The sequence below is a fragment of the Nocardia sp. CA-120079 genome, assembly GCF_050955745.1.
Taxonomy (GTDB): Bacteria; Actinomycetota; Actinomycetes; order Mycobacteriales; family Mycobacteriaceae; genus Nocardia.
Map to the genome: position 1 here is coordinate 42044 of NZ_CP192088.1, position 25540 is coordinate 67583.

25 protein-coding genes and 1 tRNA gene are annotated in these 25540 nt (G+C 66.4%); 8 read left to right on the top strand and 18 right to left on the bottom strand.

The features are described 5' to 3' along the window. Nucleotides 1-9: 9 nt before the first annotated feature. From ACQPYR_RS00210 to ACQPYR_RS00230, 5 genes are all read right to left on the bottom strand, one after another. Nucleotides 10-1476: a peptidoglycan D,D-transpeptidase FtsI family protein gene (locus ACQPYR_RS00210; RefSeq protein ID WP_433626125.1), complete on the bottom strand. Its 1467-nt coding sequence runs from the start codon at nucleotides 1474-1476 to the stop codon at nucleotides 10-12. Continuing rightward, nucleotides 1473-2948 carry an FtsW/RodA/SpoVE family cell cycle protein gene (locus ACQPYR_RS00215; protein WP_433626127.1) on the bottom strand — a complete coding sequence of 492 codons (1476 nt, stop codon included), beginning with the start codon at nucleotides 2946-2948 and terminating at the stop codon, nucleotides 1473-1475. The genes ACQPYR_RS00210 and ACQPYR_RS00215 overlap by 4 nt, the downstream gene beginning before the upstream one ends. Then, complete coding sequence (locus tag ACQPYR_RS00220; protein WP_433626129.1) at nucleotides 2948-4432, bottom strand: protein phosphatase 2C domain-containing protein; 1485 nt, start codon at nucleotides 4430-4432, stop codon at nucleotides 2948-2950. Before ACQPYR_RS00220 ends, ACQPYR_RS00215 begins: the two co-directional genes overlap by 1 nt. Then, on the bottom strand, nucleotides 4429-4896 hold the full coding sequence (locus ACQPYR_RS00225; RefSeq protein WP_014980860.1) for an FHA domain-containing protein FhaB/FipA: 468 nt from the start codon (nucleotides 4894-4896) through the stop codon (nucleotides 4429-4431). Before ACQPYR_RS00225 ends, ACQPYR_RS00220 begins: the two co-directional genes overlap by 4 nt. Before the next feature lie 201 nt (nucleotides 4897-5097). After that, nucleotides 5098-6516 (bottom strand): DUF3662 and FHA domain-containing protein, encoded by a 1419-nt coding sequence (locus tag ACQPYR_RS00230; RefSeq protein WP_433626131.1) that lies wholly within the window; start codon nucleotides 6514-6516, stop codon nucleotides 5098-5100. A gap of 222 nt (nucleotides 6517-6738) precedes the next feature. On the opposite strand from ACQPYR_RS00230, the gene ACQPYR_RS00235 reads away from it, so the two are divergent. Together ACQPYR_RS00235 and ACQPYR_RS00240 are read left to right on the top strand one after the other, a co-directional pair. Further along, nucleotides 6739-6821 (top strand) — tRNA-Leu (locus ACQPYR_RS00235). Nucleotides 6822-7040: 219 nt separating this feature from the next. Continuing rightward, nucleotides 7041-7553 carry a DUF2231 domain-containing protein gene (locus tag ACQPYR_RS00240; protein WP_433626133.1) on the top strand — a complete coding sequence of 171 codons (513 nt, stop codon included), beginning with the start codon at nucleotides 7041-7043 and terminating at the stop codon, nucleotides 7551-7553. 7 nt (nucleotides 7554-7560) lie between these two features. On the opposite strand, the gene ACQPYR_RS00245 is transcribed toward ACQPYR_RS00240, so the two are convergent. From ACQPYR_RS00245 to ACQPYR_RS00255, 3 genes are read right to left on the bottom strand one after another with little or no spacing between them, the layout of a single operon-like run. Then, nucleotides 7561-7770 (bottom strand): CDGSH iron-sulfur domain-containing protein, encoded by a 210-nt coding sequence (locus ACQPYR_RS00245; protein WP_433626136.1) that lies wholly within the window; start codon nucleotides 7768-7770, stop codon nucleotides 7561-7563. After that, nucleotides 7748-8404, bottom strand: coding sequence for a HemK2/MTQ2 family protein methyltransferase (locus ACQPYR_RS00250; protein WP_433626138.1), 657 nt, complete (start codon nucleotides 8402-8404; stop codon nucleotides 7748-7750). The genes ACQPYR_RS00245 and ACQPYR_RS00250 overlap by 23 nt, the downstream gene beginning before the upstream one ends. 28 nt (nucleotides 8405-8432) lie before the next feature. After that, a complete protein-coding gene (locus ACQPYR_RS00255) occupies nucleotides 8433-9431 on the bottom strand; it encodes an iron-containing redox enzyme family protein (protein WP_433626141.1) in 999 nt (332 codons plus the stop codon). 329 nt (nucleotides 9432-9760) lie between these two features. On the opposite strand from ACQPYR_RS00255, the gene ACQPYR_RS00260 reads away from it, so the two are divergent. After that, on the top strand, nucleotides 9761-10669 hold the full coding sequence (locus tag ACQPYR_RS00260) for a DMT family transporter (protein ID WP_433626143.1): 909 nt from the start codon (nucleotides 9761-9763) through the stop codon (nucleotides 10667-10669). On the opposite strand, the gene ACQPYR_RS00265 is transcribed toward ACQPYR_RS00260, so the two are convergent. From ACQPYR_RS00265 to ACQPYR_RS00275, 3 genes are all read right to left on the bottom strand, one after another. After that, nucleotides 10642-10803 (bottom strand): hypothetical protein, encoded by a 162-nt coding sequence (locus tag ACQPYR_RS00265; protein ID WP_433626146.1) that lies wholly within the window; start codon nucleotides 10801-10803, stop codon nucleotides 10642-10644. The genes ACQPYR_RS00260 and ACQPYR_RS00265 overlap by 28 nt on opposite strands. 70 nt (nucleotides 10804-10873) lie before the next feature. Next, on the bottom strand, nucleotides 10874-11350 hold the full coding sequence (locus tag ACQPYR_RS00270) for a hypothetical protein (RefSeq protein WP_433626148.1): 477 nt from the start codon (nucleotides 11348-11350) through the stop codon (nucleotides 10874-10876). Between the two features lie 41 nt (nucleotides 11351-11391). Then, a complete protein-coding gene (locus tag ACQPYR_RS00275; protein WP_433626150.1) occupies nucleotides 11392-12234 on the bottom strand; it encodes a polysaccharide deacetylase family protein in 843 nt (280 codons plus the stop codon). Between the two features lie 57 nt (nucleotides 12235-12291). Here ACQPYR_RS00275 and ACQPYR_RS00280 point away from each other — a divergent pair, with 57 nt between their 5' ends. Further along, nucleotides 12292-12660, top strand: a complete 369-nt coding sequence (locus ACQPYR_RS00280; RefSeq protein ID WP_433626152.1) for a MerR family transcriptional regulator — start codon at nucleotides 12292-12294, stop codon at nucleotides 12658-12660. A 56-nt stretch (nucleotides 12661-12716) separates the two neighbouring features. Beyond that, complete coding sequence (locus ACQPYR_RS00285; protein WP_433626154.1) at nucleotides 12717-13484, top strand: SDR family NAD(P)-dependent oxidoreductase; 768 nt, start codon at nucleotides 12717-12719, stop codon at nucleotides 13482-13484. Here ACQPYR_RS00285 and ACQPYR_RS00290 read toward each other — a convergent pair whose 3' ends face one another. After that, nucleotides 13485-14120 carry a class I SAM-dependent methyltransferase gene (locus tag ACQPYR_RS00290; RefSeq protein WP_433626156.1) on the bottom strand — a complete coding sequence of 212 codons (636 nt, stop codon included), beginning with the start codon at nucleotides 14118-14120 and terminating at the stop codon, nucleotides 13485-13487. Between the two features lie 43 nt (nucleotides 14121-14163). Here ACQPYR_RS00290 and ACQPYR_RS00295 point away from each other — a divergent pair, with 43 nt between their 5' ends. Next, complete coding sequence (locus tag ACQPYR_RS00295) at nucleotides 14164-15579, top strand: hypothetical protein (RefSeq protein ID WP_433626158.1); 1416 nt, start codon at nucleotides 14164-14166, stop codon at nucleotides 15577-15579. Here ACQPYR_RS00295 and ACQPYR_RS00300 read toward each other — a convergent pair. Beyond that, the gene (locus ACQPYR_RS00300; RefSeq protein ID WP_433626160.1) at nucleotides 15572-16204 is read right to left on the bottom strand and encodes a TetR/AcrR family transcriptional regulator; all 633 of its coding nucleotides are present in this window, start codon (nucleotides 16202-16204) and stop codon (nucleotides 15572-15574) included. The genes ACQPYR_RS00295 and ACQPYR_RS00300 overlap by 8 nt on opposite strands. A gap of 68 nt (nucleotides 16205-16272) precedes the next feature. Here ACQPYR_RS00300 and ACQPYR_RS00305 point away from each other — a divergent pair, with 68 nt between their 5' ends. Continuing rightward, complete coding sequence (locus ACQPYR_RS00305; RefSeq protein ID WP_433626162.1) at nucleotides 16273-18459, top strand: MMPL family transporter; 2187 nt, start codon at nucleotides 16273-16275, stop codon at nucleotides 18457-18459. A 725-nt stretch (nucleotides 18460-19184) separates the two neighbouring features. Here the strand turns inward: ACQPYR_RS00305 and ACQPYR_RS00310 are convergent. Next, nucleotides 19185-20216 carry a stage II sporulation protein M gene (locus tag ACQPYR_RS00310; protein WP_433626165.1) on the bottom strand — a complete coding sequence of 344 codons (1032 nt, stop codon included), beginning with the start codon at nucleotides 20214-20216 and terminating at the stop codon, nucleotides 19185-19187. Between the two features lie 41 nt (nucleotides 20217-20257). Between ACQPYR_RS00310 and ACQPYR_RS00315 the strand changes: the two genes are divergently transcribed. Beyond that, complete coding sequence (locus ACQPYR_RS00315; protein ID WP_433626168.1) at nucleotides 20258-21064, top strand: RDD family protein; 807 nt, start codon at nucleotides 20258-20260, stop codon at nucleotides 21062-21064. A 307-nt stretch (nucleotides 21065-21371) separates the two neighbouring features. Here ACQPYR_RS00315 and ACQPYR_RS00320 read toward each other — a convergent pair whose 3' ends face one another. From ACQPYR_RS00320 to ACQPYR_RS00335, 4 genes are read right to left on the bottom strand one after another with little or no spacing between them, the layout of a single operon-like run. Further along, nucleotides 21372-22667, bottom strand: coding sequence for a DUF58 domain-containing protein (locus tag ACQPYR_RS00320; protein ID WP_433626171.1), 1296 nt, complete (start codon nucleotides 22665-22667; stop codon nucleotides 21372-21374). A 3-nt stretch (nucleotides 22668-22670) separates the two neighbouring features. Beyond that, nucleotides 22671-23654: an AAA family ATPase gene (locus ACQPYR_RS00325; protein ID WP_040685688.1), complete on the bottom strand. Its 984-nt coding sequence runs from the start codon at nucleotides 23652-23654 to the stop codon at nucleotides 22671-22673. After that, nucleotides 23651-24685: a DUF4129 domain-containing protein gene (locus ACQPYR_RS00330; RefSeq protein ID WP_433626174.1), complete on the bottom strand. Its 1035-nt coding sequence runs from the start codon at nucleotides 24683-24685 to the stop codon at nucleotides 23651-23653. Before ACQPYR_RS00330 ends, ACQPYR_RS00325 begins: the two co-directional genes overlap by 4 nt. Next, nucleotides 24682-25503 carry a hypothetical protein gene (locus ACQPYR_RS00335; protein ID WP_433626176.1) on the bottom strand — a complete coding sequence of 274 codons (822 nt, stop codon included), beginning with the start codon at nucleotides 25501-25503 and terminating at the stop codon, nucleotides 24682-24684. The genes ACQPYR_RS00330 and ACQPYR_RS00335 overlap by 4 nt, the downstream gene beginning before the upstream one ends. Between the last annotated feature and the right edge of the window lie 37 nt (nucleotides 25504-25540).

Sequence of the window (25540 nt, forward strand, 5' to 3'; positions counted from 1 at the left end):
CATAATCCCTCAGCGCCCTCGCAAACCGGCGTCCAGCACCGCGCGGGCAATCGGCGCGGCCACCGAGCCACCAGTGGCGGCCAACGCCCGGTCGCCGCCGTTCTCCACAATCACCGCGATGGCGATCTTGGGGTTCTGCGCGGGCGCGAAGGCGATGTACCAGGCGTGTGGTGGCGTATTGCGCGGATTGCTTCCGTGTTCGGCGGTTCCGGTCTTAGAGGCGATTTGATACCGGGTCTGGCCGTGTCCGACGGTGTTGTCCTCCGACGCGATCATCAGGTTGGTCAGCGTCGACGCTACCTGGGCGCTGACAGCTTGGCCGACCGAGACCGGTTTATTTTTCGAGAGTTCGCTCAGATCGGGTCCCTGCAGTTGGTCGACCAGGTACGGCTCCATGCGGACGCCGCCGTTGGCGACGGTCGCGGCGATGACCGCGTTGTCCAGTGGCGTGAGCGCGACATCGCGCTGGCCGATGCTGCTCTGGGCCAGTGCGGCATTGTCCGGAATCGTGCCGACGGTGCTCTCCGCCACCGGAATCGGGATACCGCGGTGCGCGCCGATGCCGAATGCGGCGGCCTCGTCCTTGAGGTTGGCGGAGCCGACCTTGACGCCGAGTTCGGCGAAGGCGGTATTGCAGGATCTGCGGAACGCCTCGGTGAGCGTTGCGGTGGGGCCGCTGCCGCAGGTGGTGCCGTTGTAGTTCTCCAGCGTCGTGTTCGTCCCCGGCAATGTGATGTTCGGCGCGGCGGTGAACTGGTCGTCCGGGGTTGCGGTGCCGTTGGCCAACGCGGCGGCGGTGACGACCACCTTGAAGGTGGAGCCCGGCGGATAGGTCTGCGACACAGCACGATTCAACATGGGTTGGCGCTGGTCCGCACTCAGCTCTTCCCAAGACTTGGTGCCCTGGGCGCCATCGTGCCCGGACAACAGGTTCGGGTCGTAGCTGGGGGTGGACACCATGGTGAGAATCTTGCCGGTACTCGGCTCGATCGCCACCACGGAACCCGTGTAGCCCTTGGCGGTCAGCTGTTCGTAGGCAACCTGCTGCATCATCGGATCCAGCGTGGTGAGCACATTGCCGCCGCGCGGATCACGACCGGAGATCATATCGATCAGGCGGCGTCCGAACAGCGAATTGTCCGAACCGTTGAGCACCGTATCCTCGGCGCGCTCCAGCCCCGTGCTGCCGTACTGCATCGAGTAGAAGCCGGTGGCCGGTGCGTATGCCTCCGGATCGGTGGGGTAGGTGCGCAGGTACTTGTAGCGGTCGTCGGTGGCGACCGAACTGGCCAGCACGGTGCCGCCCGCGGAGATCTGTCCGCGCTGGCGGGCGTATTCGTCGAGCAGCACGCGTGAGTTGCGTGGATCGGTGCGGTAGTCGTCGGCCTTGATCACCTGCACATAGGTGGCGTTGAGCAGCAGGGCGACGATCATGAGCATCACCGCGACCGCGACTCGTCGTAGCGGCGTGTTCATTCCTGCGGCCTCGCTTCCGGTTTGCGCAGAAGCTCGGTGGTCGCATCCGCGATCGGGGCCACCGGATCCTTCTTGCGCACCGGCGCCGGGGCACGTGCCGCGTCGGAGACCTTGATCAGCAATGCCAGCAGCGCGTAGTTGGCCAGCAGCGACGAACCGCCGTAGGACATGAACGGGGTGGTGAGACCGGTCAGCGGAATCAGTTTGGTGACACCACCGACCACCACGAACAGTTGGATCGCGATGGTGAACGACAACCCGGCGGCCAGCAGCTTGCCGAAGCTGTCGCGCACGGCGAGCGCGGTCCGCAGGCCGCGCACCACGAATACCAGGAACAGCAGCAGCACCGCGGCCAGACCGAACAGGCCGAGTTCCTCGCCGATGGTGGTGATGATGAAGTCGGTCTTGGCGAAGGGCACCTGCGAGGGCCGTCCGCTGCCGAGGCCGGTCCCCGCCAATCCGCCGGTGGCCAGACCGAACAGCGACTGTGAGATCTGGTAGCCGGTGTTGTTGTAATCCGCGAACGGGTGCAGCCAGGTCTGAGTGCGCACCCGGACATGGCTGAAGGCCTGATAGGCGAAAAAGAATCCGATGGTCAGCAGCACACCGCCGATGACGAGCCAGCCGACCCGCTCGGTCGCGATGTAAAGCATCACCAGCACCGTGCTGAAGATCAACAAGGAAGTGCCGAGGTCCTTTTCGAAGACCAGAACGCCGATACAGACGATCCAGACCACCAGAATCGGTCCGAGGTCGCGGGCGCGCGGGAACTCCATGCCGAGGAAATGCCGACCGGCCGCGGTGAACAGATCGCGCTTGGCGACCAGCACCGAGGCGAAGAAGATGATCAGCAGGATCTTCGCGAACTCACCCGGCTGCACACTCAATCCGGGCAGCCTGATCCAGATCTTGGAGCCGTTGGTCTCCGAGTACGCCCCGGGCAGCAGTGCCGGAATCGCCAGCGCGACAAGGCCTGTCAAGCCCAGGGTGTAGCTGTATTTGGCCAGCGTGCGGTAATCGCTCAGCACGACCAGAATCGCGATGAAGATGATCATCCCCAGACCCGTCCACAGGATCTGTTGATTGGCGTCGGGGGAGGGGATCGGCCACGAGTTGTAAGCGGCGGTCTGCGCGTCGGCGAGATCGAGCCGATGGATCAGCACCAGGCCGAGTCCGTTGAGCAGCGCGGCGATCGGTAAGAGCAGTGGATCGGCGAACGGTGCGAAGCGGCGCACCGCGAGATGCGCGACCGAGAACAGGGCCAGATAGGCGAGACCGTACTTGGCGATATCCCAGGTGACCGATTGTTCCTGACTCGCCTCGACCAGAAACAGCGAAACGGTGACAATGCCCGTCGCACCGGCGAGCAATACGAGTTCGGCATTGCGCTTCGTCGACGGTGGCGGCGCTGGCGCGAATCCGCCGGGCGGACTGGGAAAGGCCCCAGCGGACGGCGGTGCCGGAGCGGACATCAGTCCGTCACCCGGCAAGGCTCCCCCGCCGTCTGGGGGTTCGGCGACGCCGTCGCCGTCGGGGTCTTGGCATCGGGGCTCTTGGTCTCACTCGGCTGCGGTTCGGGCGCGGGCGGCCGGTTCTCGGTGGTCGGGGCGACCGTCGTCGGCGCGGGGACCCCGGGCTGCGTGGGAGGCTCGCTCGGCGGCACGACGCCGGGCTGCGGTACCGACTCCTTGGTCGAGCAGACGGGCAGCAGCTCGTTGCGCGCCAGCATCTGCATCTGCTTGCGCGCCTCGTCCAGCGAACCCGGCGGCAGCCCCTTGTCCACCTGGTCGTGTCCGGTCTGCTTGAGATCGGAAACCTTGAGCGCCTTGCACTTCGGCGGCAGCGTCTCGCCCGGCTGCTTCAGGGTGAGGGCGCCGGTCGGGTCGACACAGCCGATCGTCTCGACCTCGTGGATCGAATAACCCAGCACCGAACCCGGCAGCCCGCGCATGATGACGACCTTGTCGTTATCCGCGCCGACGTAGTAGTTGCTGCGAATCATGTTGTAGCCGACCAGCAATCCGACCGCCGCGGCCAGTACCAGGGCGACCGCGAGCAGGATCCAGCGCAACTTGTGCGATTTGCTCTGCGGCGGCGTCTCCGGTGTGGCGGCGGCCCGGCGTGGTTCGGCCCGCGGCGGACGCATCGCGGCGGCCCGACCGGCGGCGGTATTCGGCGGCGGGGAGTCCTCGTCCTGACCCGAGGCCGCGCCCGCCACGATCGGGTGGCTCTGCCCGTAGTCCAGATCGATGACATCGGCGACGACCACGGTGACGTTGTCCGGGCCGCCGCTGCGCAAGGCGAGTTCGATGAGACGATCGGCGCATTCGTCGGTGCTGCCCTCGCGCATGGTGTTGGCGATGGTCTCATCGCTGACCACATCGGAGAGTCCGTCGGAGCACAGCAGATAGCGATCGCCGGCCCGGGCCTCGCGCATGATCAGCGTCGGCTCGATCTCGTTGCCGGTGAGGGCGCGCATGATCAGCGAGCGCTGCGGATGGGTATGCGCCTGCTCGGGCGTGATCCGGCCCTCGTCGACCAGCGACTGGACGAAGGTGTCGTCGCGGGTGATCTGGGCCAGCTCGCCGCCGCGCAGCAGATAGGCGCGCGAGTCGCCGATGTGGACCAGGCCGAGTTTCTTGCCCGCGAACAGGATTGCGGTGAGCGTGGTGCCCATGCCGTCGAGTTCGGGCTCTTCCTCGACGTGATCGGCAATGGCGCCATTGCCCTCGTGGACGGCGGCATTGAGCTTGCCGAGCAGATCGTCGCCGGGCTCGTCGTCGTCGAGGTGGGCGAGCGCGGCGATCATCAACTGCGATGCCACCTCGCCTGCGGCGTGGCCGCCCATACCGTCGGCTAGTGCGAGCAGCCGTGCGCCCGCATAGACGGAGTCCTCGTTGTTGCCTCGGACAAGACCGCGGTCGCTGCGCGCTGCGTAGCGGAGAACAAGTGTCACGATCGCAGCTCGATCACTGTTTTGCCGACACGGACGGGGGTTCCGAGTGGAACTCGGACTGCGGTGGTGACTTTCGCGCGGTCGAGGTAGGTGCCGTTCGTCGAGCCGAGGTCTTCGACGTACCAGTCGTCACCGCGCGGTGAGAGCCGCGCATGTCTGGTCGAGGCGTAATCATCGGTGAGTACCAGCGTTGAGTCGTCCGCACGTCCGATCAGCACCGGTTGGGTGCCGAGCGAGATGCGAGTGCCGGCGAGTGAACCTTGAGTCACCACAAGAAATTTGGCGCCCTTCTGGCCTCGGCTGAAAGACGGCAGCACCGCGGAACCGCGTGCGGCCCTGGGCTGGATCCGGATGCCGGATGCCGCGTAGATGTCGCTGCGCAGGGTGCGCAATACCGCCCACACGAATAACCACAACAGCAGCAGGAACCCCGCACGGGTCAATTGCAGGATCAGTCCCTGCACGGCGCTCCACCTCCTGTTCGACCGTGTACGTCGGTGCCGTAGGTGCGAGTTCGCCCCCACCGGCCTGCTGGTTTCGCGAGCCCCGGTCCTGGCGACGCGCGTGTGTTGGCAGCATCATAGGGCCGTGGGTCGAGTTCGATCACGATACGGCCGCAGAATCCCTGTACGCCATGTCGTGACCTGCACCGCGAGCTTACGGGATCAGACGATACGGATCAGGATCTCGGAGTGCCCGGCGCGGATGACGTCGCCATCGGCCAGCTGCCAGTCCTGAACCGGGGAGCCGTTGACCAGCGTGCCGTTGGTCGAACCCAGATCCGAGAGCATCGCGGTCTGCCCGTCCCAGCGAACTTCGATGTGCCTGCGAGAGACTCCGGTATCCGGCAGCCGGAAGTGCGCATCCTGACCGCGGCCGATGATGTTGCTGCCCTCGCGGAGCTGGTAGGTGCGGCCACTGCCGTCGTCGAGCTGCAGCGTCGCGGAGTAGCCCGAACCGGCTTGTGCGCCACCGCCATACGCGGGTGCGGGGGCCTGGTAGCCGCCGCCCTGGGCGCCGTAGCCGGGCTGTTGCGAGTAGGCCTGGCCATAGCCGCCCTGCTCTTCGGGCGCGGCGTAGCCCTGCTCGCCGTAACCGGGTTCCGCGTAGCCCTGTTCGCCGTAGCCGGACTGCGCGTAGCCCTGCTGGCCGTAGCCTGGCTGCTGACCGTAACCGCCCTGGTCGGCGTAGCCCTGCTCGCCATAACCGGACTGTCCGTAGCCCTGCTGGCCATAGCCCTGTTCGCCGTAGCCCTGCTGCCCGTAACCGGGCTCCTGGTAGCCCTGTTGGCCGTAGTCCTGTTCGGCGTAGCCACCCTGCTGCTGGCCGTAGCCGCCGCGCTCGCCGTAGCCCTGCTGCCCGTAACCGGGCTCCTGGTAGGCCTGCTGGCCGTAGCCCTGGCCACCCTGCTGGTAGTCGTAGCCGTTCTGATAGTCGCCGTAACCCTGCTGCGAGTCCGGCGCCTGGTAGTCGGAGCCACTGCCGTAGGGCGCGGCGCCCCGGCCGTAGTCGTCGCGGTACGCACCGTTCGGCGGCCCGGGCCGCCCCGCAGGCGGCGGTGCGTACCCGCGGTTGCGTGGATCGGACTCCGCGGGCTCACGGCTTGGGTCGTAGCCTGAGTTCTGCGTCATGGGGCCAGCTCCTGGTTGCGGGTGTGCAGGTCGTTGTGGCGTGGGTTCGGGGCTGCGAGCCGGGGTGGCTCTGCGGCCGATGTCGGGATCGACCCGACCGCTCGCCCTGAACTGTCCGGTGTGCAGCGTAGGTGATGCCTCGAATGCCACGTGTACTTCGCCGTAGGTCTGCCAGCCTTGCTCGCGGATGTAGTCCTGAAGGTGTTTGGCGAACGCGCGGGTGGTGAGGTCGTGGTCGGCGTCGAGTTGTTGGTGATCAGAGGTGTTGATGGTGATCACATAACTGTTGGGCGCCAACAGATGTCCGCCACCCAGATCCTGGATATTGGCGGCGGCTTCCTGCTTGAGTGCCGCTTCCACCTCCTGGGGAACGACACTGCCCCCGAAGGCTCTGGCGAACACGTCACCGACGGCGCCTTGCAGGCGGCGCTCGAATCGAGAAACGATGCCCATCTCGGCCTCCCTTCGGTGCGCGTCTGTTTATTCATAACAACGACACGCAGATATGGCGTGTCGCGTATCGACCACGTTCATTGCATGATATCCACGATCGTCCACACCTGTAACTCCCGGAAGCCAGCCTGGGTTCCCGCGCCTGTCCGGACCGCACTCGAGTGCCGTCAACAGGCGATTTCGTGTCTCGCAGACCCGCGTGATACTGTCTCCCAGTCGCTCGGGCGAGTGGCGGAATGGCAGACGCGCTGGCTTCAGGTGCCAGTGTCCTTCGGGACGTGGGGGTTCAAGTCCCCCTTCGCCCACAGATATGCGGAAAGCCGCAGATCAGAGATTTTCTCGGTCTGCGGCTTTTGTCGTCTGCGGGGTTTTCCCGTGTGCGTCAGCGGTTCGGTGAATGGGGTCGGGTGTAGTCGGGGCGTCTGATCCGTACCTCTGTGTCGACGTGTTGGTCGAAACCGAGTGGGTATGCGATCGGTGTGGCCGAGGCGTCCCACTCGGCCGACCGGCGCTAGGAGGTTGTCGTGACCAGTGACATGCAACAGGCCAAGCGCCCGGTCAGCGCGATGCTGGCCGGTCCGTACGGACATCCGTTCCATCCGATCCTCGTGACGGTGCCGATCGGGGCATGGGTGGCGAGCGTGGTATTCGATATCGCTTCGCATATTGCGGGCGACCCGCAGTCCCTCGCCCGTGGCTCGGCCTGGCTCATCGCGGTCGGTGTGCTCGGCGCGCTGGTCGCGGCCGTGGTCGGCCTGCTGGATCTGCTCGCGATCCCGACCGGCACCTCGGCGTTTCGCACCGGCCTCGTCCACATGAGTCTGAATCTGCTCGTGACGGCCGCCTTCGCCATCGACTTCTGGTGGCGGCAGTCCGGTGACGGACCGGATGGCGCCGTGCCAATGGGCCAGCTGGTGTTGTCGATCATCGCCCTCGCGGTGCTGGGCGTCTCGGGGTATCTCGGCGGCAAGCTCGCCTACCACTACGGCGTCCGGGTGGCCGACGAAACCATCCAGGCCTCCGGGTACCGACACTGAGTCCGCATCAGGTCTCGCGCCGTCGGTGCTTGCGATGGCTGGTATCGCACAATGGGTAGTTCGACGAACGGCGGCACAGACACAGCGCGACGACGACTCGGTCGGAGTGAATGGACTGTCCGTCCGGGGTGACGAGTTCGACCGGCCCTTCAATGAGTGCCGGGCCGTCGGTAGTGAGCTGGATCCGCCGGGGTTCACGGTCGGGGTTTGTCGGCACGGATCACCACCAGATCTTCTCGGTTCTGGCCGGGCTCGATCAGCCCGGTCGAGGTCAACCACGGGGTCAGCTCGCGCATGATGGGACCGAACGGCACCGACGAGCGCGCCACGATCGCGACGTCGAGTCCGCCGTCCCGGAGTTGGGCAACGGTCGCATCGGGATGGCACAGACACGAATGCACGGTCAGTGCGACGCCGCCGGGTTCGAGCAGGCGCGGCATCATCGCGCACAACCGGTCCAGAATGGTTCGTCCCTTTTCTCCCGCGTTCCAGGCCCTGGCTTGGCCGCGATCGGGAGCGCTTCCAGGGGCGGGGACGTAGGGCGGGTTGGCGAGAACGAGATCGAAGCGATCGGTTCCGAGTATCGCCTCGAAGTCGCCGTGTAGCGCTCGGACGGTCAGGCCGCGCAGTCGGCAGTTCAACCAGGCGGTGGCGACCGCGCGGCGGGAAATGTCGACCGCGGTGATGGTGCGGGCACCATGGCGGGCTGCGGCGACCGCGAGCGCTCCGGTGCCGGTGCCGATATCGAGTACGCGACCACCGTGCGGGATGCGCGCCTGCGACAGTGCGTGCATGAGCAGCCGTGTGTCGTGCTGGGCTCGATAGACGCCGGGAGCGCGGACCAACATCATATTCTCTGGATTATCCGTTCGGACCGCTCTAAACATCCGCACCGGGCAGCAAGGAGCTGCGTCCGGCACGCCAGGCGTCGAAAATGTGGTCGGCGAAGCGGTCCTCCAACATATTTGTGGCCTGAATGCCGAGGACCATGGACTCCGTCAGCGCAGGCTCATGCGCGATCAGATCACCGATTACATCTGTGCGCATCAATTGTTCGTGTACCGCATCGGCTTCCACGTGTTCCTGGTAGAACCGCACGCAGGCCGGGTCGGCTTCGAGTCGTCGCAGGGCGTCGACCAGGCGTGATGACGCCGGTGATGAGCTGATTTCGACAGTCGCGAAATGTCCGACCAGCGCACCGCGCAGCGACCGGTGCAAGCCGAACAGCGACATCATGTTCACCAGCGAAAGCATGGGTTCCGGGACGGCATCGAGGTAATGCAGATATTCGGCGTCGAGGCCGGCGCCTGCCATCAGCTCGGCGAAAAGTCGCGCGTGGATGCGTTCACCGCGACCGCCGCCGAATTCGTCGAATTCCACCGCGACGAGAGCAGCTTTGGCCCGTCCGCGCAGGCGCGGGATCACCCAGGCGTAGGGGTCGGCCTCTTTATGGTGATAGATCGATCTGTGCACGAAATACTCGCGCATATGCCACCATTTGCCCTCGTCGCGGAGGAACCGGGACGGACCGCTGGATTCGATCGGTGTCACCAGGAGTTCGTCGAGCTCCGATTCGAGATCATCGCCTCCGGATACCTCCGCGCGTATAGCGTCCAGGAATGCGGTCTCCATGGCGGCTCGCAGGGTCAGTAATCCGGGATCCCATTCCCATTCCGGGTCCACCGCCGCGAATCCGTGATAGTGCAGCTCATAGCAGGTGTGCAGGGCAAGCTGCAGATCCTCGCTGTACGGTTCGAGCGATCGAGCCTTCGGCACCGGTTTGCCAGGTATTCCGCGCAACAGCCCTACCACCGCCTCGGACAGGGTGCCGCGTGGGCGTGGCAGGGGGCGAGGTCGGATATCCGTGGTGACCGTCATACCTCCTCATACTCCCCGCGACCTGATGCGATATCCAGCGATGTCCGGGGTGACGACAGTGCTCGGGGAACCGCCGCGCCGTTATCCGCAGCAACAGTCGATCCCGCGTGGCCAAATGCCGTGGGATTGCCGGGATTCGTTCGGCAGAAAATCGAATGACAGCTTGTTCAGGCGGTCTTTAGTGTCTGTCGGGTGCACCGATTGTCCCTGATTGTCCCGCCGCCGGGCTCCTGAGCGAGGTGTAGGACCGCGCGTCCGCTCTGGCAGGTGAATTCGGTTCTGCACCTCGCTTCCGCGACCCCCGATCAATTTCTGTCGCAGGAGCGCGAATGTCCACTGCTATATCCACGGTCAACCGATTCGGGTTGGTCTGCCTTGTCGGCGCCGGACTGTCGGCGGGGACCGGCGGTCTACTCGGCATCCTGCTGCTTCGTGCGACCGGTCTTTCGCCGGTATCCGTCGCGGCCTGTCGGCTCGCCGTCGGCGGGCTGTTGCTGATCGCTCTGCTGACCGTGACGCGGCGGCCGTTGCCGCGGAACATCTCGGCCTGGCGCAGGATCGGGATGGTCGCGGTCCTTGTCGCGATCATTCAGGCGAGCTACTTCGGTGCGGTCGCGGCCTCGTCGGTGAGTCTGGCGACGCTGATCACCCTCGGAATGTCACCGGTTGTCGTCTCGCTGCTGGAACATCTGACCAGCAGGCGGATCCTGGATCGTCGGCGCGCGGCGACGATCGGGATCGCGGTGTTCGGGGTGATCCTGTTGGTCGGTGCGCCCGCCGGTGACGCGGCATCCGGCGGGGTATTCGCCGGTGCCGCAATGGCATCGGTGTCCGCGTGCGCCTTCGCGACCCTCACCCTGATCAGCGCCCGTCCGGTGCCCGGCCTCGACGTGATCACCACAACAGGTTTCGCCGTCACCGGCGGTGCCGTGCTGCTGACGCCGCTCGCGGCCGTATCCGGGCTCACCTTCCACCCGACGGCGCACAGCGTTGTCCTGGTAATCGTGTTCGGGCTGATATCCACTGCCGTGGCATACACGCTGTACCTGCGTGGTCTTTCCGAAGTCGGTGCGGGCACGGCCGCGGTGCTCGCCCTTCTCGAACCGCTGACCAGCACGATCTTGGCCGCCGCAATCCTTGGTGAACGGCTGACCCCAACCGGCCTGGTCGGCGCGGCATTACTGATCGTCGCCCTCGTCCACACCAGCCTTCAGCAGGCGCGATCGTCGGGCAGGTGACCGCGCAGCGCGATTCTGGCCGCTTCATCGACGACTGCGGAGACCGATTCGGGCGCAGCATCATGTGCGGCAACCGAATTCAGTACGGCGTCGACGGCTCCGACCAATGCGCCGGTGAGCGTCGCCGCGTGCACGGTGTCGATGTCAACACGCCCGTCATTCGCCTACCGAGCACCGAACCTCGACTCCACAGAACAGTCGTAGTCAGTGATTGCGCGCCGACGCTCTGAGCTCGACGGCGCTGTTGGCCAGGACGCCGGCGAGTTGGTGCCAGCGGCGGTGGCGGTGGCGGAACATCAGGTGGACGAAGATGCGGGTCGGGGCGCCGCGCAGGCCGGAATCGATTTCGATTTCGTCGGTGTAGCGGCAGCTGGATTCGGTGATCGGCTCGAAGGTGAGGCGGTGGTTCCAGGTGCGGACGGGGCCGCCCCATTCATTGGTGTAGATCTCGCGGGCATCGAGCCGCACCAGACGCAGGTGGTGGCGCCAGGAGGGGATGATGCCGAACCACCAGAGGCGGGCGGAACCCTCGGCGCCCGGCTCGACGTGGTCCGGGAGGTGGAATTGTGGCACCGAAAGGATCGGTGCCACAACGTAGGCGAACAATTCCGGCGTTCGTGCCAGTGCGCAGGCCACCTCGGCGCCGATCGGCAGCTCGGTAGTTAGGGTTACCTTACTCATAGCTGAATGATGGTCCTCGATGGCGCTGCCCGCAATAGCTTTCACACAGCTGCGGCGTCGGCGATCTCGTCGCTGGTCGCGAGCCAGACACCCGGATGGTTCGCCACATAATCCAAGGCCTGCTCCAGATATTTGATACGGAAGGCCTGGCCGATGACGAAGGGGTGCAGCGCAAGAGCCATGACACGGCCGGACTCCGCATGGAGCCGGTCCAACTGGTCCTTGACGATCTGCACGAAATCCGCACCGCGCAAACCGGTTCCGAGAAACAGGGCGATGTCGTTGAGTTCGACCGAGTACGGAACGCTCAGCATCCCGGGCACATCGAGTCGATACGGCTGATCGTCATTGGTCCAGTCCAGGACATAGTCGAGGCCGAGTTCGGCGAGCAGTTCCGGGGTGTGGAAGGTCTCGGTGAGTGCGGGCCCCATCCAGCCGCGCGGGCGGCGTCCGGTCGCGCGCTCGATGGTTTCGACGATATCGGTGAGGTAGGCGCGCTCGTCGTCGATCGACATATCGGCCTGGAAGATCGAGTTGTTCTTGCCGTGCGCCAACCAGGTCCAGTTCCGCTCCCGCCCGGCGGCGATGATCTGCGGATTATGGTGTGCGACATCGGAGTTGAGCAGGGCGCTGGCGCGGATACCGTACTTGTCCAGTGCCTGCATCACCCGCCAGATGCCGACCCGGGGACCGTAGTCGCGCCAGCCGTAGTTCAGCGGATCGGGGGTGAGGGCGGCGGTGCCGGGGAAGATGCTGGTCGAGGGTCGGTCCACCTGGTAGTGCTCGATATTCAGCCCGACATAGAACGCGACGCGGGCATCGTCGGGCCACCGAACCGGTGCGCGGTCGACGATCGGGCTGTACTCGAAGAGTGCGTTGTCCATGCGGCCTATGCTCGAACCATCACATACATGTGAAGGTCAAACCAGAGGTGGAATCCAATGCGGATCGGAGAACTTTCGGAGCGTACCGGCACCTCGCGGCGGCTGCTGCGCTACTACGAGGAACAGGGCCTCATCGTCGCCGACCGGTGCGCCAATGGCTATCGCAGTTACGACGACCGCTTCGTCGATCGGGTCCTGCAGATCCGCGGCCTGCTCGACGCGGGCCTACCGACCCGGATCATCAAGCAGATCCTGCCCTGCCTGGACAAGCCGCGCACCATCTACTTCCCGGACGCGACCCCGGAAATGCTGGCCACCCTGGAACGCGAGCGTGACCGCATGTCCGACCGCATCCGCTGCCTGTCCCGCAACCGCGACGCCATCGCCGAATACCTCGAGGCGGTCCGCGAGAACGCCGCCTTCTGACCTCGGTTCCATCAGAACCTGTTGACTCCTAATGAGAACCTGTTCTAATTTTTGGCATGCGTAGATTTGACGGCCGCCGCGTATTGGTCACCGGAGCAGGATCGGGTATCGGGCAGGGGATCGCCCTGCGGCTGCTCGATGAGGGGGCGACGCTGGTCGCCGCCGATATCGATGCGGCCGGTCTGGAGAGCACCGCGGCGAAGGCGGGTGATGCGGCCGAGCGGCTGCGCACCGTAGAGGTGAATATCGCCGATATCGAATCGGTGCGCACCGCGACGGGGGAGGCGGTCGAATTCCTGGGCGGCCTGGATGTGCTGGTGAACGCGGCGGGCATTCTGCGGCCCGCGCGCACCGACCAGATGCCGCTCGAGGTGTGGAACCAGGTGATCGGGGTCAACCTCACCGGGACCTTCCTGATGACCCAGAGTGCGTTACCCGCGCTGTTGGAGTCCGGCCACGGCGTCGTGGTGAATCTCTCCTCGACCGCGGCCTTCAGCGCGTCGCCCTATCTGGCGTCGTACGCGGCATCGAAGGGCGGGGTGAACGCCTTCACACACGCGATCGCGCTGGAGTACGCCAAGCAGGGGTTGCGCGCGGTGAATATCGTGCCCGCGGGCATTACCAGCGGGATCACCACCAAATCCATTCTCGATCAGCCGGAGGGCTTCGATCCGAAGCTGTTCTCACGCCTGACCGGCTGGCTCAACGGCGGTGCGCTGGGCACTCCGGAGGATATCGCCGGTGCGGTCGCCATGGTCGCCTCCGATGACGGCCGCTACATGACCGGCTGCGAGATCCGCATCGACGGCGGCGCCCTGATGTAGTCAGGAGGGTCGGGCGACGAGCAGGTGATGCGGAATCGGCGGATCGGCCAGTTGCTTGTGGTCGACGACGCAGCCCGCGCCTTCCAGCACGGCGATCACCTCGGCCACCGGCCGCAGCGTGAAACCGTATGCGGTGAACGGCATTTTCGCCATCGTGTCCGGATCGCCGATACCGACGACGAGGCTGCCACCGGGACGCACAACGCGCACGAGTTCGGCAACCGCGGCGGCCAGATCCGGCACGAAGTAGACGGTGTTGACGGTGATGGCGGCATCGAGTGCGTCATCGGCCAGCGGCAGATCGGTCATCGAGCCCGGCTCGAGTTGCATTCGGCCCGTACCGATTTCGTCGGTGAATTTCGACTTCGCCCTGGTCAACATGTCCGGCGAGATCTCGAAACCGTGCACCGTCCCGTTCGTGCCCACCCGCTCGAGCAGTATCGAAAGCCCTGCGCCACCGCCGAATCCGATATCCGCGACCGTCGCGCCTGCCGCGATCCCGGCCGCATCGACCGCGCCGACGATGGCGCGCTTATTACCGCGATTGAGCATGAAGGCGAAGCCCTTGCCGAGCGTTCCGTGCGGATTGCCGAGTTGACCGGCGATCGTGGACAGCACGCGGGTCCGGATACTCATGCCGTCATGCTAGCCACTGTCCGATAACCGAAAGCTGAACCCGATGCGATCACCGCTGGTACTCCTTGCCGCCGCCGTCCTGGCGCTCGCGCCGATCGGCACTGCCGAGGCGGCGGGATCGTGGGGGCCGCTGGCGCCGCCGAATCCGTACCTCGGGCCGATCGGCACCGCGACCATGCACGGCGATGCCGGATCGTCGGATGCGACGCCGCTGGCCGGGCCTGGCACCGGAGCGATTTCGGTGGCCGGGTATCCACTGGCTTCGGCATGTCCGACCCTGCTGCAAGGGTCGGACAATCTGGTCATCGCGCTGTGCACACCCGTGATCGGCCAGACTCCGACCATCCATCTGCTCGATGCGTCCTTTGTCGGTCCGGTGGGCACCCCGCTGGCTTCGCTGGAGATCGCGAAGGGAAGTCTGCTCGGCGGTGTCTATGCCCATCTCGACAATGCCGACCGACTGGTCATCGTGGACGGTAACCGCACTCTGCTCCGCGTCGGCCACTCGCGTGACGCGGCGGGCAAATGGCGGCTGTCGATCGATTCGTCCACCGATCTCAGTTCCGTAATTCCGGTGGGCGACAACGTGACCGGGCTGGTGCCGGACTGGTCCGGCAATGTCTGGTTCGCCACCGGCAAGAGTCTCGTCGGCCTGGTGCCGCCCGCGGGTGCTGCGGCCACCGTCGCGCTGCCCGCGGGTGAAGCGGTGGCCAACAGCATTTCGTCGGCACCGAGCGGTCGGGTCGCGGTGGCCACCACGCACGCGCTGTACGAGTTGCGCGCCGATGCAACCGGGCGACCGGAGGTGCTGTGGCGCGCGGCCTACGACCGCGGATCGGCGCGCAAGCCCGGCCAGCTGAGCTGGGGTACCGGCTCCACCCCGACCTACTTCGGGCCCACCTCCGGCGCGGAATATCTGACCATCGTCGACAATGCCGACGGGCAGGTGAACGCACTGGTTTTCCGTTCCGGCACCGGACAATTGGTGTGCTCGCAACCGGTGCTCACCCGTGGTGGTGCGGGCAGCGAGAACTCGCCGATCGGCATCGGCCGGTCGCTGTTCGTCGCCAGCACCTACGGCTACCCGTACCCCACGGTCCCCGAGGGCGCGGGCCCCGCCGTTCCGGCATCCGCACCGTTCCTCGGCGGGATGACCAGGGTCGACGTCGAGGACACCGGCTGTCATACGGTATGGGAGAACACGGTTCGCAGCGCTGCCGTTCCGCATCTGTCCACCGCGGACGGCGCCATCTACACCGTGACGCGCGTCGGACTGGACCTCACCACCCCGCTCGACGGCTACGCGTTCACCGTCGTGAATCCCGATACCGGCGTGGTGATTTCGCATCGGCCGCTGGCCGGAACCATAGTCGACGATCCGCTGCAGACCTCACCGCTGATCACGCACGACCGCAAGATTCTGCAGGGCACGATCACCGGAATTCTGCGCGTCAGCTGAAGTCGGGGGCATTCGGGCCGGTGGCCAAACCCCGTTCGACCACCGCGAGGGCCCGGTGAATCGCGCTGTCCCTGGCCGCATCGTCGAGGTCGTCGAGTACGCCGTCGATGATCAGCGAGGCCATACCGTGGACCGTTGACCAGGCGGCGTATTCGGCGTCCGGTCGGTCCGCCGGGTCGAGGAAGCCGACGTCGACGAGTTCGTCCAGCAGTCCGGCCAGCAGATCGAAGGCGGGCGAAGGCATTTGGTCGCCGCAGAACGCGGTGCGGAACAGGCCGGGTTCGCGCAGCGCGAAGGTGATGTAGCCCCGGCCCACCGCGCCCAATCGGGTGATCGCATCCGCAGGCGGCGCCAAGCTCGCCATCGTCTCGGCCATTGCGCCGAACAGGGTGTGCTGAGCCTGTTCCTGTGCCGCGTTCAGTAACTCCTCGTGATTGGTGAAGTGCCGATAGGCCGCGGTCGGCGTGACGCCGACATGCCGGGCGGCCGCGCGCACCGTCACCGCCTCCGGCCCGCCGGTTTCGGCGAGTTCGGCGGCGGCGCGCACCAGGGCATTGCGCAGGTCGCCGTGGTGATACGGGCCGTCGCGGGTGGCGCGCTTCGGTGCTGTTTCCGAATCTGTCATCGCATCGATGTTGACACCCACACACATCGCGTGGCAAGTTAACACCCATAAAGTTTACGCATGACAACATGCCCGATCGGAGACCCGATATGTTCGAAATACTCGGCAGATTCGTTGTCCAACGCGCCCGCTGGATCCTGGTCGTCGGCGTGCTCGCCCTTATTGCGGGCGGTGTGGTCGGCGCGACGGCCTTCAGCAAGATGCAGCCCGGCGGCCAGCAGGACCCCAACGCCCAATCCAGTACCGCGCAGACCCAATTGGCCGATAAATTCGGCGCCGATACCGACTACGTCTTCATGATCGAGGCGAAACAGGGGACGGTCGACGGCGCTGCGGTCGCCACCATCGGCCGCGATCTGGCTCGGCGGCTCGCGGCCGATCAGCGCCTGACCAATGTCGTCTCGTATTGGGATACCGGATCACCGGCCATGCGCTCAGCAGACGGAACCGCGGCCGTCGTCCTGGCGGGCAATGTCGATAAGGACGCCACCGATAAGGAGAAGTCCGCCGCCTCGATCGTCGAGACCTATCGCGCCGACGGTCCGGTCGCACGGATCCAGGTCGGTGGCGGCACCGCGATCTTCCACTCGATCACCAAGCAGATCGGCAAGGATCTCGGCCTCGCCGAAGCCGTTGCGGTGCCGCTGATTCTGGCGCTGCTGGTGCTGGCCTTCGGCAATGTGGTCGCCGCGCTGCTCACCCAGGTGGTCGGCGGGATCGCCATCCTCGGCACCTTCACCGAACTCTCGATCCTCGGGTCCGTCACCGATGTGTCGATCTACGCGGTGAATCTGACCACCGGACTCGGACTCGGGCTCGCGGTGGATTACGGCCTGCTGATGGTCAGTCGCTTCCGTGAACGCCGCGCGGCCGGTGCCGAACCCGACGATGCGGTGATCGCTGCGGTATCGACGGCCGGACGCACCATCGCCTTCAGTGCGGCCACCGTCGTGGCGGCGCTGTCCGCGCTGGTGATCTTCCCGCAGTACTTCCTGCGGTCCTTCGCCTACGGCGGGATCGGCGTGGTCGCCATCTCCGCCGTTGCCGCGGTGGTCGTTTTGCCCGCGCTGCTCACGGTGCTCGGCGCGCGGACCGATGCGTGGCGGGTGCCCGGTGTCCGTGGGATTCGCGGTGACGCAACGCCGTTCTGGGCCGGCGTGGCCGGATTCGCGATGCGTCGGCCGTTGCTCGCGGGTGTGCCGGTGGTAGCGGTGCTGCTGCTCGCCGCCGCGCCGCTGTTGCACGTCCAGTTCGGTACACCCGACGATCGAGTGCTGCCGACCAGTACCGAGGTGCGTCAGGTCGGTGACGCGATGCGCGACGATTTCGGCGGCGGCGATGTGAACGCGCTGTCGGTGATCACCGAAACCGGCGTTGCCGCAGCGCCGCTCGCGGATTACGCGCGCACCCTGTCCAGGGTTGACCACGTCACCCAGGTCGAGTCGAGTGCGGGCACGTTCGTCCACGGCGAGCTGACGGCGAGCACACCCGCCGATGCCCGGTTCGCCCGCCCGGACGCGCAGCGCCTGACCGTACTCACCGATCTGGACCGCAATTCCTCCGCTGCCCGCGATCTGGTCGATCGCGTGCGTGACGTGCCAGGTCCGGCCGGTGTCAATGCGCTGGTCGGCGGGCAGGTGGCCGAACTGCGCGACGGCCTCGCATCGATCGGCGCGAAGCTGCCGATCGCCATCGGGTGGATCGTCGTGACGACCTTCGTGCTGCTGTTCCTGTTCACCGGCAGCATCGTGCAGCCGTTGCGCGCACTGGTGTCGAATGTGCTGAGTCTGGCCGCCACGCTCGGGCTGATGGTGTTCGTCTTCCAGCAGGGGCACCTGTCCGGACTGATCGGGTTCACCCCTGCGCCGCTGGATGTTTCGATGTTGCTGCTGCTGTTCTGCATCACCTTCGGACTGTCGATGGACTACGAGGTCTTCGTGATCAGCCGGATCAAGGAACTGCACGATCGCGGTGCGTCCACGAAGGAAGCGGTTATCGAGGGACTGGCCCGCACCGGCCGCTTGGTGACCACCGCGGCGGCGCTGATTTCGATCAGCTTCCTGGCCTTCACCAGCAGTGACGTCCGGTTCATCCAGTTCTTCGGACTCGGCGCGGGGTTGGCGATCCTGATCGACGCGACGCTGGTGCGCGGCGTGCTGGTGCCGGTCGCGATGCGACTGCTCGGTAGGGCGGCTTGGTACGCGCCGAAGCCGTTGCGTTTGGCGTACGGGCGGCTCGGTTTGGCCGAAGCCTGAGACGTAGGTCACGCGGCCCCGCATGCCACAGTGCGGGGCCGCGTTCGGCTGTCGCACTGTCGTTTTCGCCCGATCCGGCCGGGTCGAGCCAGGAAGGTGGCCGAGATCACAGAGCCGGTTATGGTTGCGGCCGTGGTGCTGACCGCGGTCCGATTCGGTGCTCCGGCGACCGCATTTGCGCACCTGGTTAATCATGATCTTGACCGGATGTAAGTCCACCCCGAAGGGTTACGGCTAGGTGTAGATCACGTTTATAACGCAGTAAACCAACCTGAAGTCTCTTTTGTTCTATCCAACTGTCAGCAACACCAATTATCGAGCGATAAATGTGCAGGTCCGAGCGGCATTTAGTAACCATTGAGGACTCTATGTTCACAATGCAGCTAATCGATCGAAGAATGTTTGTCGACAACCTGTGGTTTCTGGATCGTGATCTGGGATCGCGCGCCGAAGGTCGGTTCCGGGGTCTGGTTTCGGCCGCCGAATGGCCGCCGAAAGTTTGCTGGACTACCGAAAAACGATGCGCCCACCTGGGTTTGCTGGGGCGCTGCTTTATACGCCTGACCTCGGCGGGGAGGGTTGCGTCGGGATAACGATTGTGTAGAGTTGACGGTAACGCTGGCCGCAGCTGAGCTGGACTCGCTGCGGCCAGCGGAACTCAATTGGGGGACTTCGAATCTCAGTCGTTACATAGCGTTGCTACCGATTGCCCGGACCCATTTCACTCACCGTGTGCTCGGCGTTGTCTGCCAGCGCTTCGCGGAATCCTCTTCAGCGCCACCGAATCCCAGTGTCGCGGCGGCTCGTGCGTCCTGCTCGACTGCGGCCCGGCGACCCACCACGAAGACGTAGCCGAGAAACAGTGCCTCCGCGATGAATCCGACGCCGACCTTCACCGGCACAGGCAGCGAACTCGGTGTGACAAAACCCTCCAGCAGTCCGCAGACCAGCAGCACCGCGACCAGACCGAGCGCGACCGTCGCGGTGGCCCGGCCCTGGCGCGCGACCGCCTCCAGCCGACTCGAACGTCCCGGATCGATCAGCGTCCAGCCGAGCTTCAGACCGACCCCGCCGGCCACGAAGATCGCGGTCAGCTCGAGCGTGCCGTGCGGCAGGATGAATCCGAAGAACGAATCGAGCCGACCGGCATCGGCCATCAACCCGCCGGTCACCGCCGTATTGAGCGCGTTCCCGAACAGCAGGTACACCGCGGGCAGGATCAGCACCCCGGTGAACAGCACCATCGCCGTCACCCATGCGTTATTGGTCCACACCTGCGCGGCGAACGCGTCGTGCGGATGTTCGGAGTAGTAGGTCTCGAATTCGCCGCCTGGTGCGGTGAGCCAGTCGTTGTGATCGGAGATGCCGAACAGATCGCGCGCCGAACCGGAACCGGCGATCCAGACGGCCAGACCGGTGGAGACGATGATGAAGACCGCCGCCACCGCGACCCACCACGGCCACGCCCGATACAGCGTCGCGGGGAATCGGTGGGTGAAGAACCGGCCCACCTGGCTCCACGCGTCGCCCTTGGTGCCCAGCACCCGGCCGCGCGCCTTGGTCAGCAGTGCGCTGAGTCCGGCGATGAGTTCCGGATCCGGACTGTGCGATTGCAGCCGCGCCAGCTGCTGTGAGGTGCGCCGGTACAGCGCGACCAGTTCGTCGGCCTCCGCGCCGCTGAGCCTGCGCCGACCGGCCAGATAGGCCAGCCGATCCCATGCCCCCCGCTGTGCGTAGCTGTACGCATCTATGTCCATTGGTTGCCTCCCATACCGCCGGTCGGAAGAATGCTATCGACATGGCTGAATTCACCACCGGCGAAGCGGTCGCACTCGAGCTGCCGATCGCCCGGATCCCGACCAGGGCCACCGCGTTCCTCTTGGACGTGCTGGTGCAATTCATGCTGGGCAGCATGCTGATGCTCGGCCTGAGCGCGGCGCTGCTCTACTTCGGCGCCGACTCCGCGTGGTACAGCGCGGCGGCGATCACCACGATCGTCGCGACGCTGGTCGGCTATCCGGTGCTCTGCGAAACCCTCATGCGCGGACGGACTGTTGGCAAGCTCATGCTCGGCCTGCGGGTGGTGCGCGGCGACGGCGGACCGATCGATTTCCGCCACGCCCTGACCCGCGGGCTGGCGGGTGTGATCGTCGACTTCTGGATGTTGGGCGCATTCGGCGCGGTCGGGGTGATCACCTCGATGTGCTCGCCGAATGCGCGCCGGGTCGGTGATGTGCTCGCCGGCACCGTTGTCGTGCACAGCCAGCGCAGTGTGCCCTTCCCGCTGCTGGCCGTCGCACCGCCCTGGCTCGTCGCCTGGTCCGGACAGTTGGACCTGTCCGGCATCACCGAGGACCTCGCACTCGCGGTGCGCCAGTACCTGTCCCGCATCAACACCCTGAGCCCCGCCGCCCAGGCGAACCTCGGTCACACCCTGCTCCTCGCCGTGTGTGACCGGCTGCAAATTCCGGTACCCGCCGGGTATCCGCCCGTACAGATCCTCGGCGCGGTGATCGCCGAACGCCAACGCCGCACGCTCGCGCCGATCATCACGCCGATGGTGATGGCAGGTCCGCGCCCGATGCCGATCGCCCGCGCGAGCTGAGTCTCCATCTGCAACACGGTCATTCGGCGGTGACCCGAGCTGGGCTGCACGACCGCCGCGCTGGGGGACGGTTGACTCGCTGGCGGTTGAGGAGCGTGTTCATGGCTTCTATGGTCGGCGCTGCACCCGGGCTCGTAGTCGGGCTGGTTCTGATTGCCCGTCTGTGGGGCAGGGTTCGCGGGCGATCGTTCGCTCGCCAACGACTGGTTCGCCCCGGAGCGGGAGCTCGCAATCCGGATAGCGCAGTGTTCCCGGATCGACATCGATGCCGAGGCGACTTCGGGTCCACGCCCGAGCGATCGTGGAGTCACATTGTGCCGGACTGCTTCAGCTCCAGGTATTCGTCGGCAAGGGCTTCGGGGAGGCGCTCCGGGGAGGCCGCGACCACATCGATGCCCATGCGGCGCAGGGATTCCTGGACCAGGGCGCGTTCGGCGATCAGGGATTCGGCGGCGGCCGCGGGATAGAGGTCGGCGAGGGTGTCGCGTTTGGCGGCGGCCGCGGCGACGTCGGGATCGGTGACCGAGACGATCAGGACGCGGTGGCGTTGGGCGAGGGTCGGCAGGACCGGTAGCAGGTTCTCCTCGACAGCCGCCCCGTCCAGACTGGTGAACCAGACGACCAGGCTGCGGCGGCGGGCCCGTTGGATGGCGGCGCGCACCAGGCCCGCGCTGTCGGTGTCGACCAGTGCGGGGGTGACGCCCGCCATGGCGTGCATGAGTTTCAGTTGCAGGCGGCGGCCGCCCACACCGCGGACCTCGGTGCGTACCTGCCGGTCGTAGGCGAGCAGATCCACCGAATCGCCTGCGGCCGCGGCCAATCCGCCGAGCAGAAGCGCGGCCTCGATACTCGCGTCCAGCCGGGTGCCGGTGCCGACGCGGCCCGCGCTGATGCGGCCGGTGTCGAGCACCATCAGCATGTGCCGGTTACGTTCCGGACGCCAAGTGCGCACCAGCACATCGGTGGCGCGAGCTGTGGCCCGCCAATCGATGGCCCGCACATCGTCACCGGCGACATACTCGCGGAAGGAATCGAATTCGGTGCCCTGACCGCGCATATTCGCGACATTGCGGCCCTCGAGATGTTGCAGCCGTTTGACTTTCGAGCTCAGCAGCCGTTCGCTGTGGAATTCCGGCAGCGCCCGGACCCGCGCGGGCACGGTGTGGCGACTCTGCCATCCGGCCATACCGAGCAGGCCGAACAATCGCACCGTCACCGGACCGGCGACCCGATCGCCGCGGTAGGTCGGTGTCAATGCGGTTTGCACGCGCATGCGGGTGTTGGGCGGCAGATCCAGTCGGTGCGTGCGGGTTTCGGCGCGAGCGCTGCCGGGCCAGTCGTCCCACAGCCGCCCGCGCACGGTCCTGGTCCCGTTGTTCACCACGCCGAGTTCCACCTCGACGCTGCGCCCGAGCCGGATCACGGTCAACGATTCCCTGGTCAGCGTGAGGTCGCGCGCTCGCGCCACCGTGCCGAGATCGAAAAGGACAAGGGCGGCAAGCACACTCGTCATCAGTACGACACCGAGCCACGACGGCATGACGAAGCAGACGAACAGTGCGAGCACCGCCGCCGTCAGGGCGAGCCGACCGGTAACGACCACGAGCTACACCGGAACCGGAACCGAAAGCAGCAGTGACGACATGACGCCCTCGGTCGTCACACCGTCCAACTCCGCCTCGGGCCGCAGATGCAGCCGATGCCGAAGTACCGCGACCGCAACCGATTTCACGTCGTCCGGGGTCACGAACCCGCGACCGTTCAGCCATGCGAACGCGCGCGAGGCCGCCATCAGCGCGGTCGCGCCGCGGGTGGACGCACCGTGCTGGACCGCGGGGGAGTTGCGGGTGGCCCGGCAGATATCCACCGTGTAGGCGAGCACCTCCGGACTGATGGTGACCCGGGTGATCGCCGCCCGCGCCGCGGCGATATGCGCCGGTCCCGCGACCGGACGCAGACCGGCGGCGGTCAGATCGCGCGGATCGAAGCCGCCCGCGTGCCGCTGCAGAATGCGGAATTCGTCGTCGCGCCCGGGCAATTGGATATCGACCTTGAACAGGAAGCGGTCCAGCTGCGCCTCCGGCAGCGGATAGGTGCCCTCCTGTTCGATCGGATTCTGGGTGGCGACCACGACGAACGGGTCCGGCAGCGGCTGCGGCTTACCGTCCACCGAGACCTGACGCTCCTCCATCGATTCCAGCAGCGCCGATTGGGTTTTCGGTGGCGTGCGGTTGATCTCGTCGGCGAGCAGCAGATTGGTGAAGACCGGGCCGTGCCGGAAGGTGAATTCGGTGGTGTGCGGATCGTAGATCTGCGAACCGGTCACATCGCCCGGCATCAGGTCCGGGGTGAACTGGACCCTGGCGTGTTCCAGATCCAGGGCCGTCGCGAGCGCACGGACCAGCAGCGTCTTCGCCACGCCGGGAACGCCTTCCAGCAGCACATGGCCGCGGCAGAGCAGGGCGAGCACCAGATACATGATCGCGGTGTCGTTGCCGATCACCGCCTTGCCGATCTCGGCACGCAGTGCGGCGAATGCGGCGCCCGCCTCCTCGGCGGTCGGGGTGTGGTTGGTGTCCGTGCTGGTCATCCGACCTCCGCCTCTATCCATTCGAGTTGTGTGGCAACGAGTTGCAGGGTGCTCGCATCGGGCACCGGTCCGTACAGCGCGGCGCCGACGATGGCCGGATCGACCCGGGTCCGTGCGGCGACGGTCGCGACAAGCCGGTCCGGCGTGACATCGGTGCCGACGCCGAGCATCGGGCGGATGCGGCGCAGGGTGGCGGCGCGCAGCCGGGTCGCTACATGCTCGTGGTCCTTCGACCGGCGATAGAGCGCAGCCTGGCCGCCGAGCAGCTCGTTCGCGGCCACTTCCACGGGTCGCGGTTCGCCGACCAGCGTCCCGCGACGACGCGCCCGCCACCACACCAGCACGGCCGCGGCTATGAGGAATTGCAGGCCACCGAAGGCGACCGGTGCGGGCAGCCTGCCGAAGATGGAATCCTGGCCCGCGCCGAAGCCGGAGTCGTCGCGGTTGTCATCCGGATGGTGCTCGGGGGGTTTGGGCGGCGGGATATCCGGCGGTGTCGGCTTATGCGGTGCGGGCGCGGCACACGAATTCAACACCGCGTACAGCAGCACGATCAGCGCGATGGCGGCGAGCAGCGCGGCCCAGAATTTCGGATTGCGCAGCAGGTCCGGTAGCGGCGGGAGTTGTCTGCGGGCCTTGGTCTTCTCGGTGATCGTCGCTTCGACCGGTTCCGGTGCGGGCGGTGGGGCGCTGCGCGAGTAGCGGTCGGCATATTCGAGGCGGCGGTATTCGTCCTCGGTGGCGCGGCGGCCGCCGTACACGACCTCGTCGAAACTGTGTGCGGCCGGGTGTAATTCGCTCGCATGCTCGAGCGGTAGCGCGGTGGTCGCGTCGTCGGCGGTTTCCCGCGCGGTCCGCGAGCGGCGGACCTCCAGCATGCCGCGCTGTTCCAGGCCGCGTAGTACCGCGCGGAACCGCTCGCGGAGCGCGGTATCGAAATCTCGGTGCAGTGCGGCGTTTTCGGCGGCGTCGCGGTGGGCGTCCGCGGGTCCGAGTCGCGGGGTCGGCGGTGGGGCCGTGGGTTCTGTCATCGTTTATCCGTCCCGGGGACCCGGATATCGAGCCCCTCACGGCGGCACCGGCGATCCACATACGAGACCACCCGCGTCGCCGACTCGACCACCTCCCCGAAGGCGATGATCAACAGCGTCGACGTGGACAGCAGGACGATGACCTGCCAGCGATGAGTGCCGGTGAAATCCGAGAGGTACCACGGAATGCCGAGCAGCGGCACGGCGACGAGGACGACCAGGGCGCGGCAGGCGAACCACAATCCGGTTATCGACGACTGCGCCCCCTGGACGAGCAGCTTCGAGCGCGCGACCGCACCGGCATGGGTGGTCCGTTCGACGAAGATCACCGGCACCGCGACGAACCGTCCGGCGCGCAGATAGCCGAGCCAGATCAGCGCGAACGGATAGGTGATGATCAGCAGGCTGCCGACGATCAGCACGCCGATGCCGACCATCGTGAACAGCACGTGGAAGGCCAACAGCGGACCCGCGACCGCACCCACCCGACCCAGCGCGGTGCGCCAGCCGATCGGCGATCCGGCGACGGTCGCGAGTCCGTGGGCGACCGTCATCCCGCGCAGCAGGAACCGCAGCAACCAGGCGGCGGCCGCTGTCGACAGGATCGCCGCCCCCGCGGTGCCCGCGTCGGAGCCGTCGGTCAGATAGGAGATCCCGGCGGTGACCGCGACGACCAGCAGTTCGGCCAGGACGAGTCCGACCGCGGTCGTGCCCGCCAGCACGACGACATTCGCCTGGATCAGCGCGAACGGCTCGTCGAGCAGTTCGCGAAAGCTCAGTGGGCGGATCGGCACCGTCGTTCCAGGGGAGGTTGGCACCGGATCGTTCCCCGCCCCGACGGCACCGGCCGGCTCG

Coding starts and splice junctions, on each gene's coding strand:
- ACQPYR_RS00250 (WP_433626138.1), bottom strand. CDS start 8,404: ATGATGTTGGTCCGCGCTCCCGGCGTCTATCGAGCCCAGCACGACACA.
- ACQPYR_RS00215 (WP_433626127.1), bottom strand. CDS start 2,948: ATGTCCGCTCCGGCACCGCCGTCCGCTGGGGCCTTTCCCAGTCCGCCC.
- ACQPYR_RS00325 (WP_040685688.1), bottom strand. CDS start 23,654: ATGACCAGCACGGACACCAACCACACCCCGACCGCCGAGGAGGCGGGC.
- ACQPYR_RS00330 (WP_433626174.1), bottom strand. CDS start 24,685: ATGACAGAACCCACGGCCCCACCGCCGACCCCGCGACTCGGACCCGCG.
- ACQPYR_RS00295 (WP_433626158.1), top strand. CDS start 14,164: ATGCGATCACCGCTGGTACTCCTTGCCGCCGCCGTCCTGGCGCTCGCG.
- ACQPYR_RS00285 (WP_433626154.1), top strand. CDS start 12,717: ATGCGTAGATTTGACGGCCGCCGCGTATTGGTCACCGGAGCAGGATCG.
- ACQPYR_RS00260 (WP_433626143.1), top strand. CDS start 9,761: ATGTCCACTGCTATATCCACGGTCAACCGATTCGGGTTGGTCTGCCTT.
- ACQPYR_RS00305 (WP_433626162.1), top strand. CDS start 16,273: ATGCCCGATCGGAGACCCGATATGTTCGAAATACTCGGCAGATTCGTT.
- ACQPYR_RS00310 (WP_433626165.1), bottom strand. CDS start 20,216: ATGGACATAGATGCGTACAGCTACGCACAGCGGGGGGCATGGGATCGG.
- ACQPYR_RS00290 (WP_433626156.1), bottom strand. CDS start 14,120: ATGAGTATCCGGACCCGCGTGCTGTCCACGATCGCCGGTCAACTCGGC.
- ACQPYR_RS00210 (WP_433626125.1), bottom strand. CDS start 1,476: ATGAACACGCCGCTACGACGAGTCGCGGTCGCGGTGATGCTCATGATC.
- ACQPYR_RS00300 (WP_433626160.1), bottom strand. CDS start 16,204: ATGACAGATTCGGAAACAGCACCGAAGCGCGCCACCCGCGACGGCCCG.
- ACQPYR_RS00275 (WP_433626150.1), bottom strand. CDS start 12,234: ATGGACAACGCACTCTTCGAGTACAGCCCGATCGTCGACCGCGCACCG.
- ACQPYR_RS00315 (WP_433626168.1), top strand. CDS start 20,258: ATGGCTGAATTCACCACCGGCGAAGCGGTCGCACTCGAGCTGCCGATC.
- ACQPYR_RS00270 (WP_433626148.1), bottom strand. CDS start 11,350: ATGAGTAAGGTAACCCTAACTACCGAGCTGCCGATCGGCGCCGAGGTG.
- ACQPYR_RS00255 (WP_433626141.1), bottom strand. CDS start 9,431: ATGACGGTCACCACGGATATCCGACCTCGCCCCCTGCCACGCCCACGC.
- ACQPYR_RS00230 (WP_433626131.1), bottom strand. CDS start 6,516: ATGGGCATCGTTTCTCGATTCGAGCGCCGCCTGCAAGGCGCCGTCGGT.
- ACQPYR_RS00280 (WP_433626152.1), top strand. CDS start 12,292: ATGCGGATCGGAGAACTTTCGGAGCGTACCGGCACCTCGCGGCGGCTG.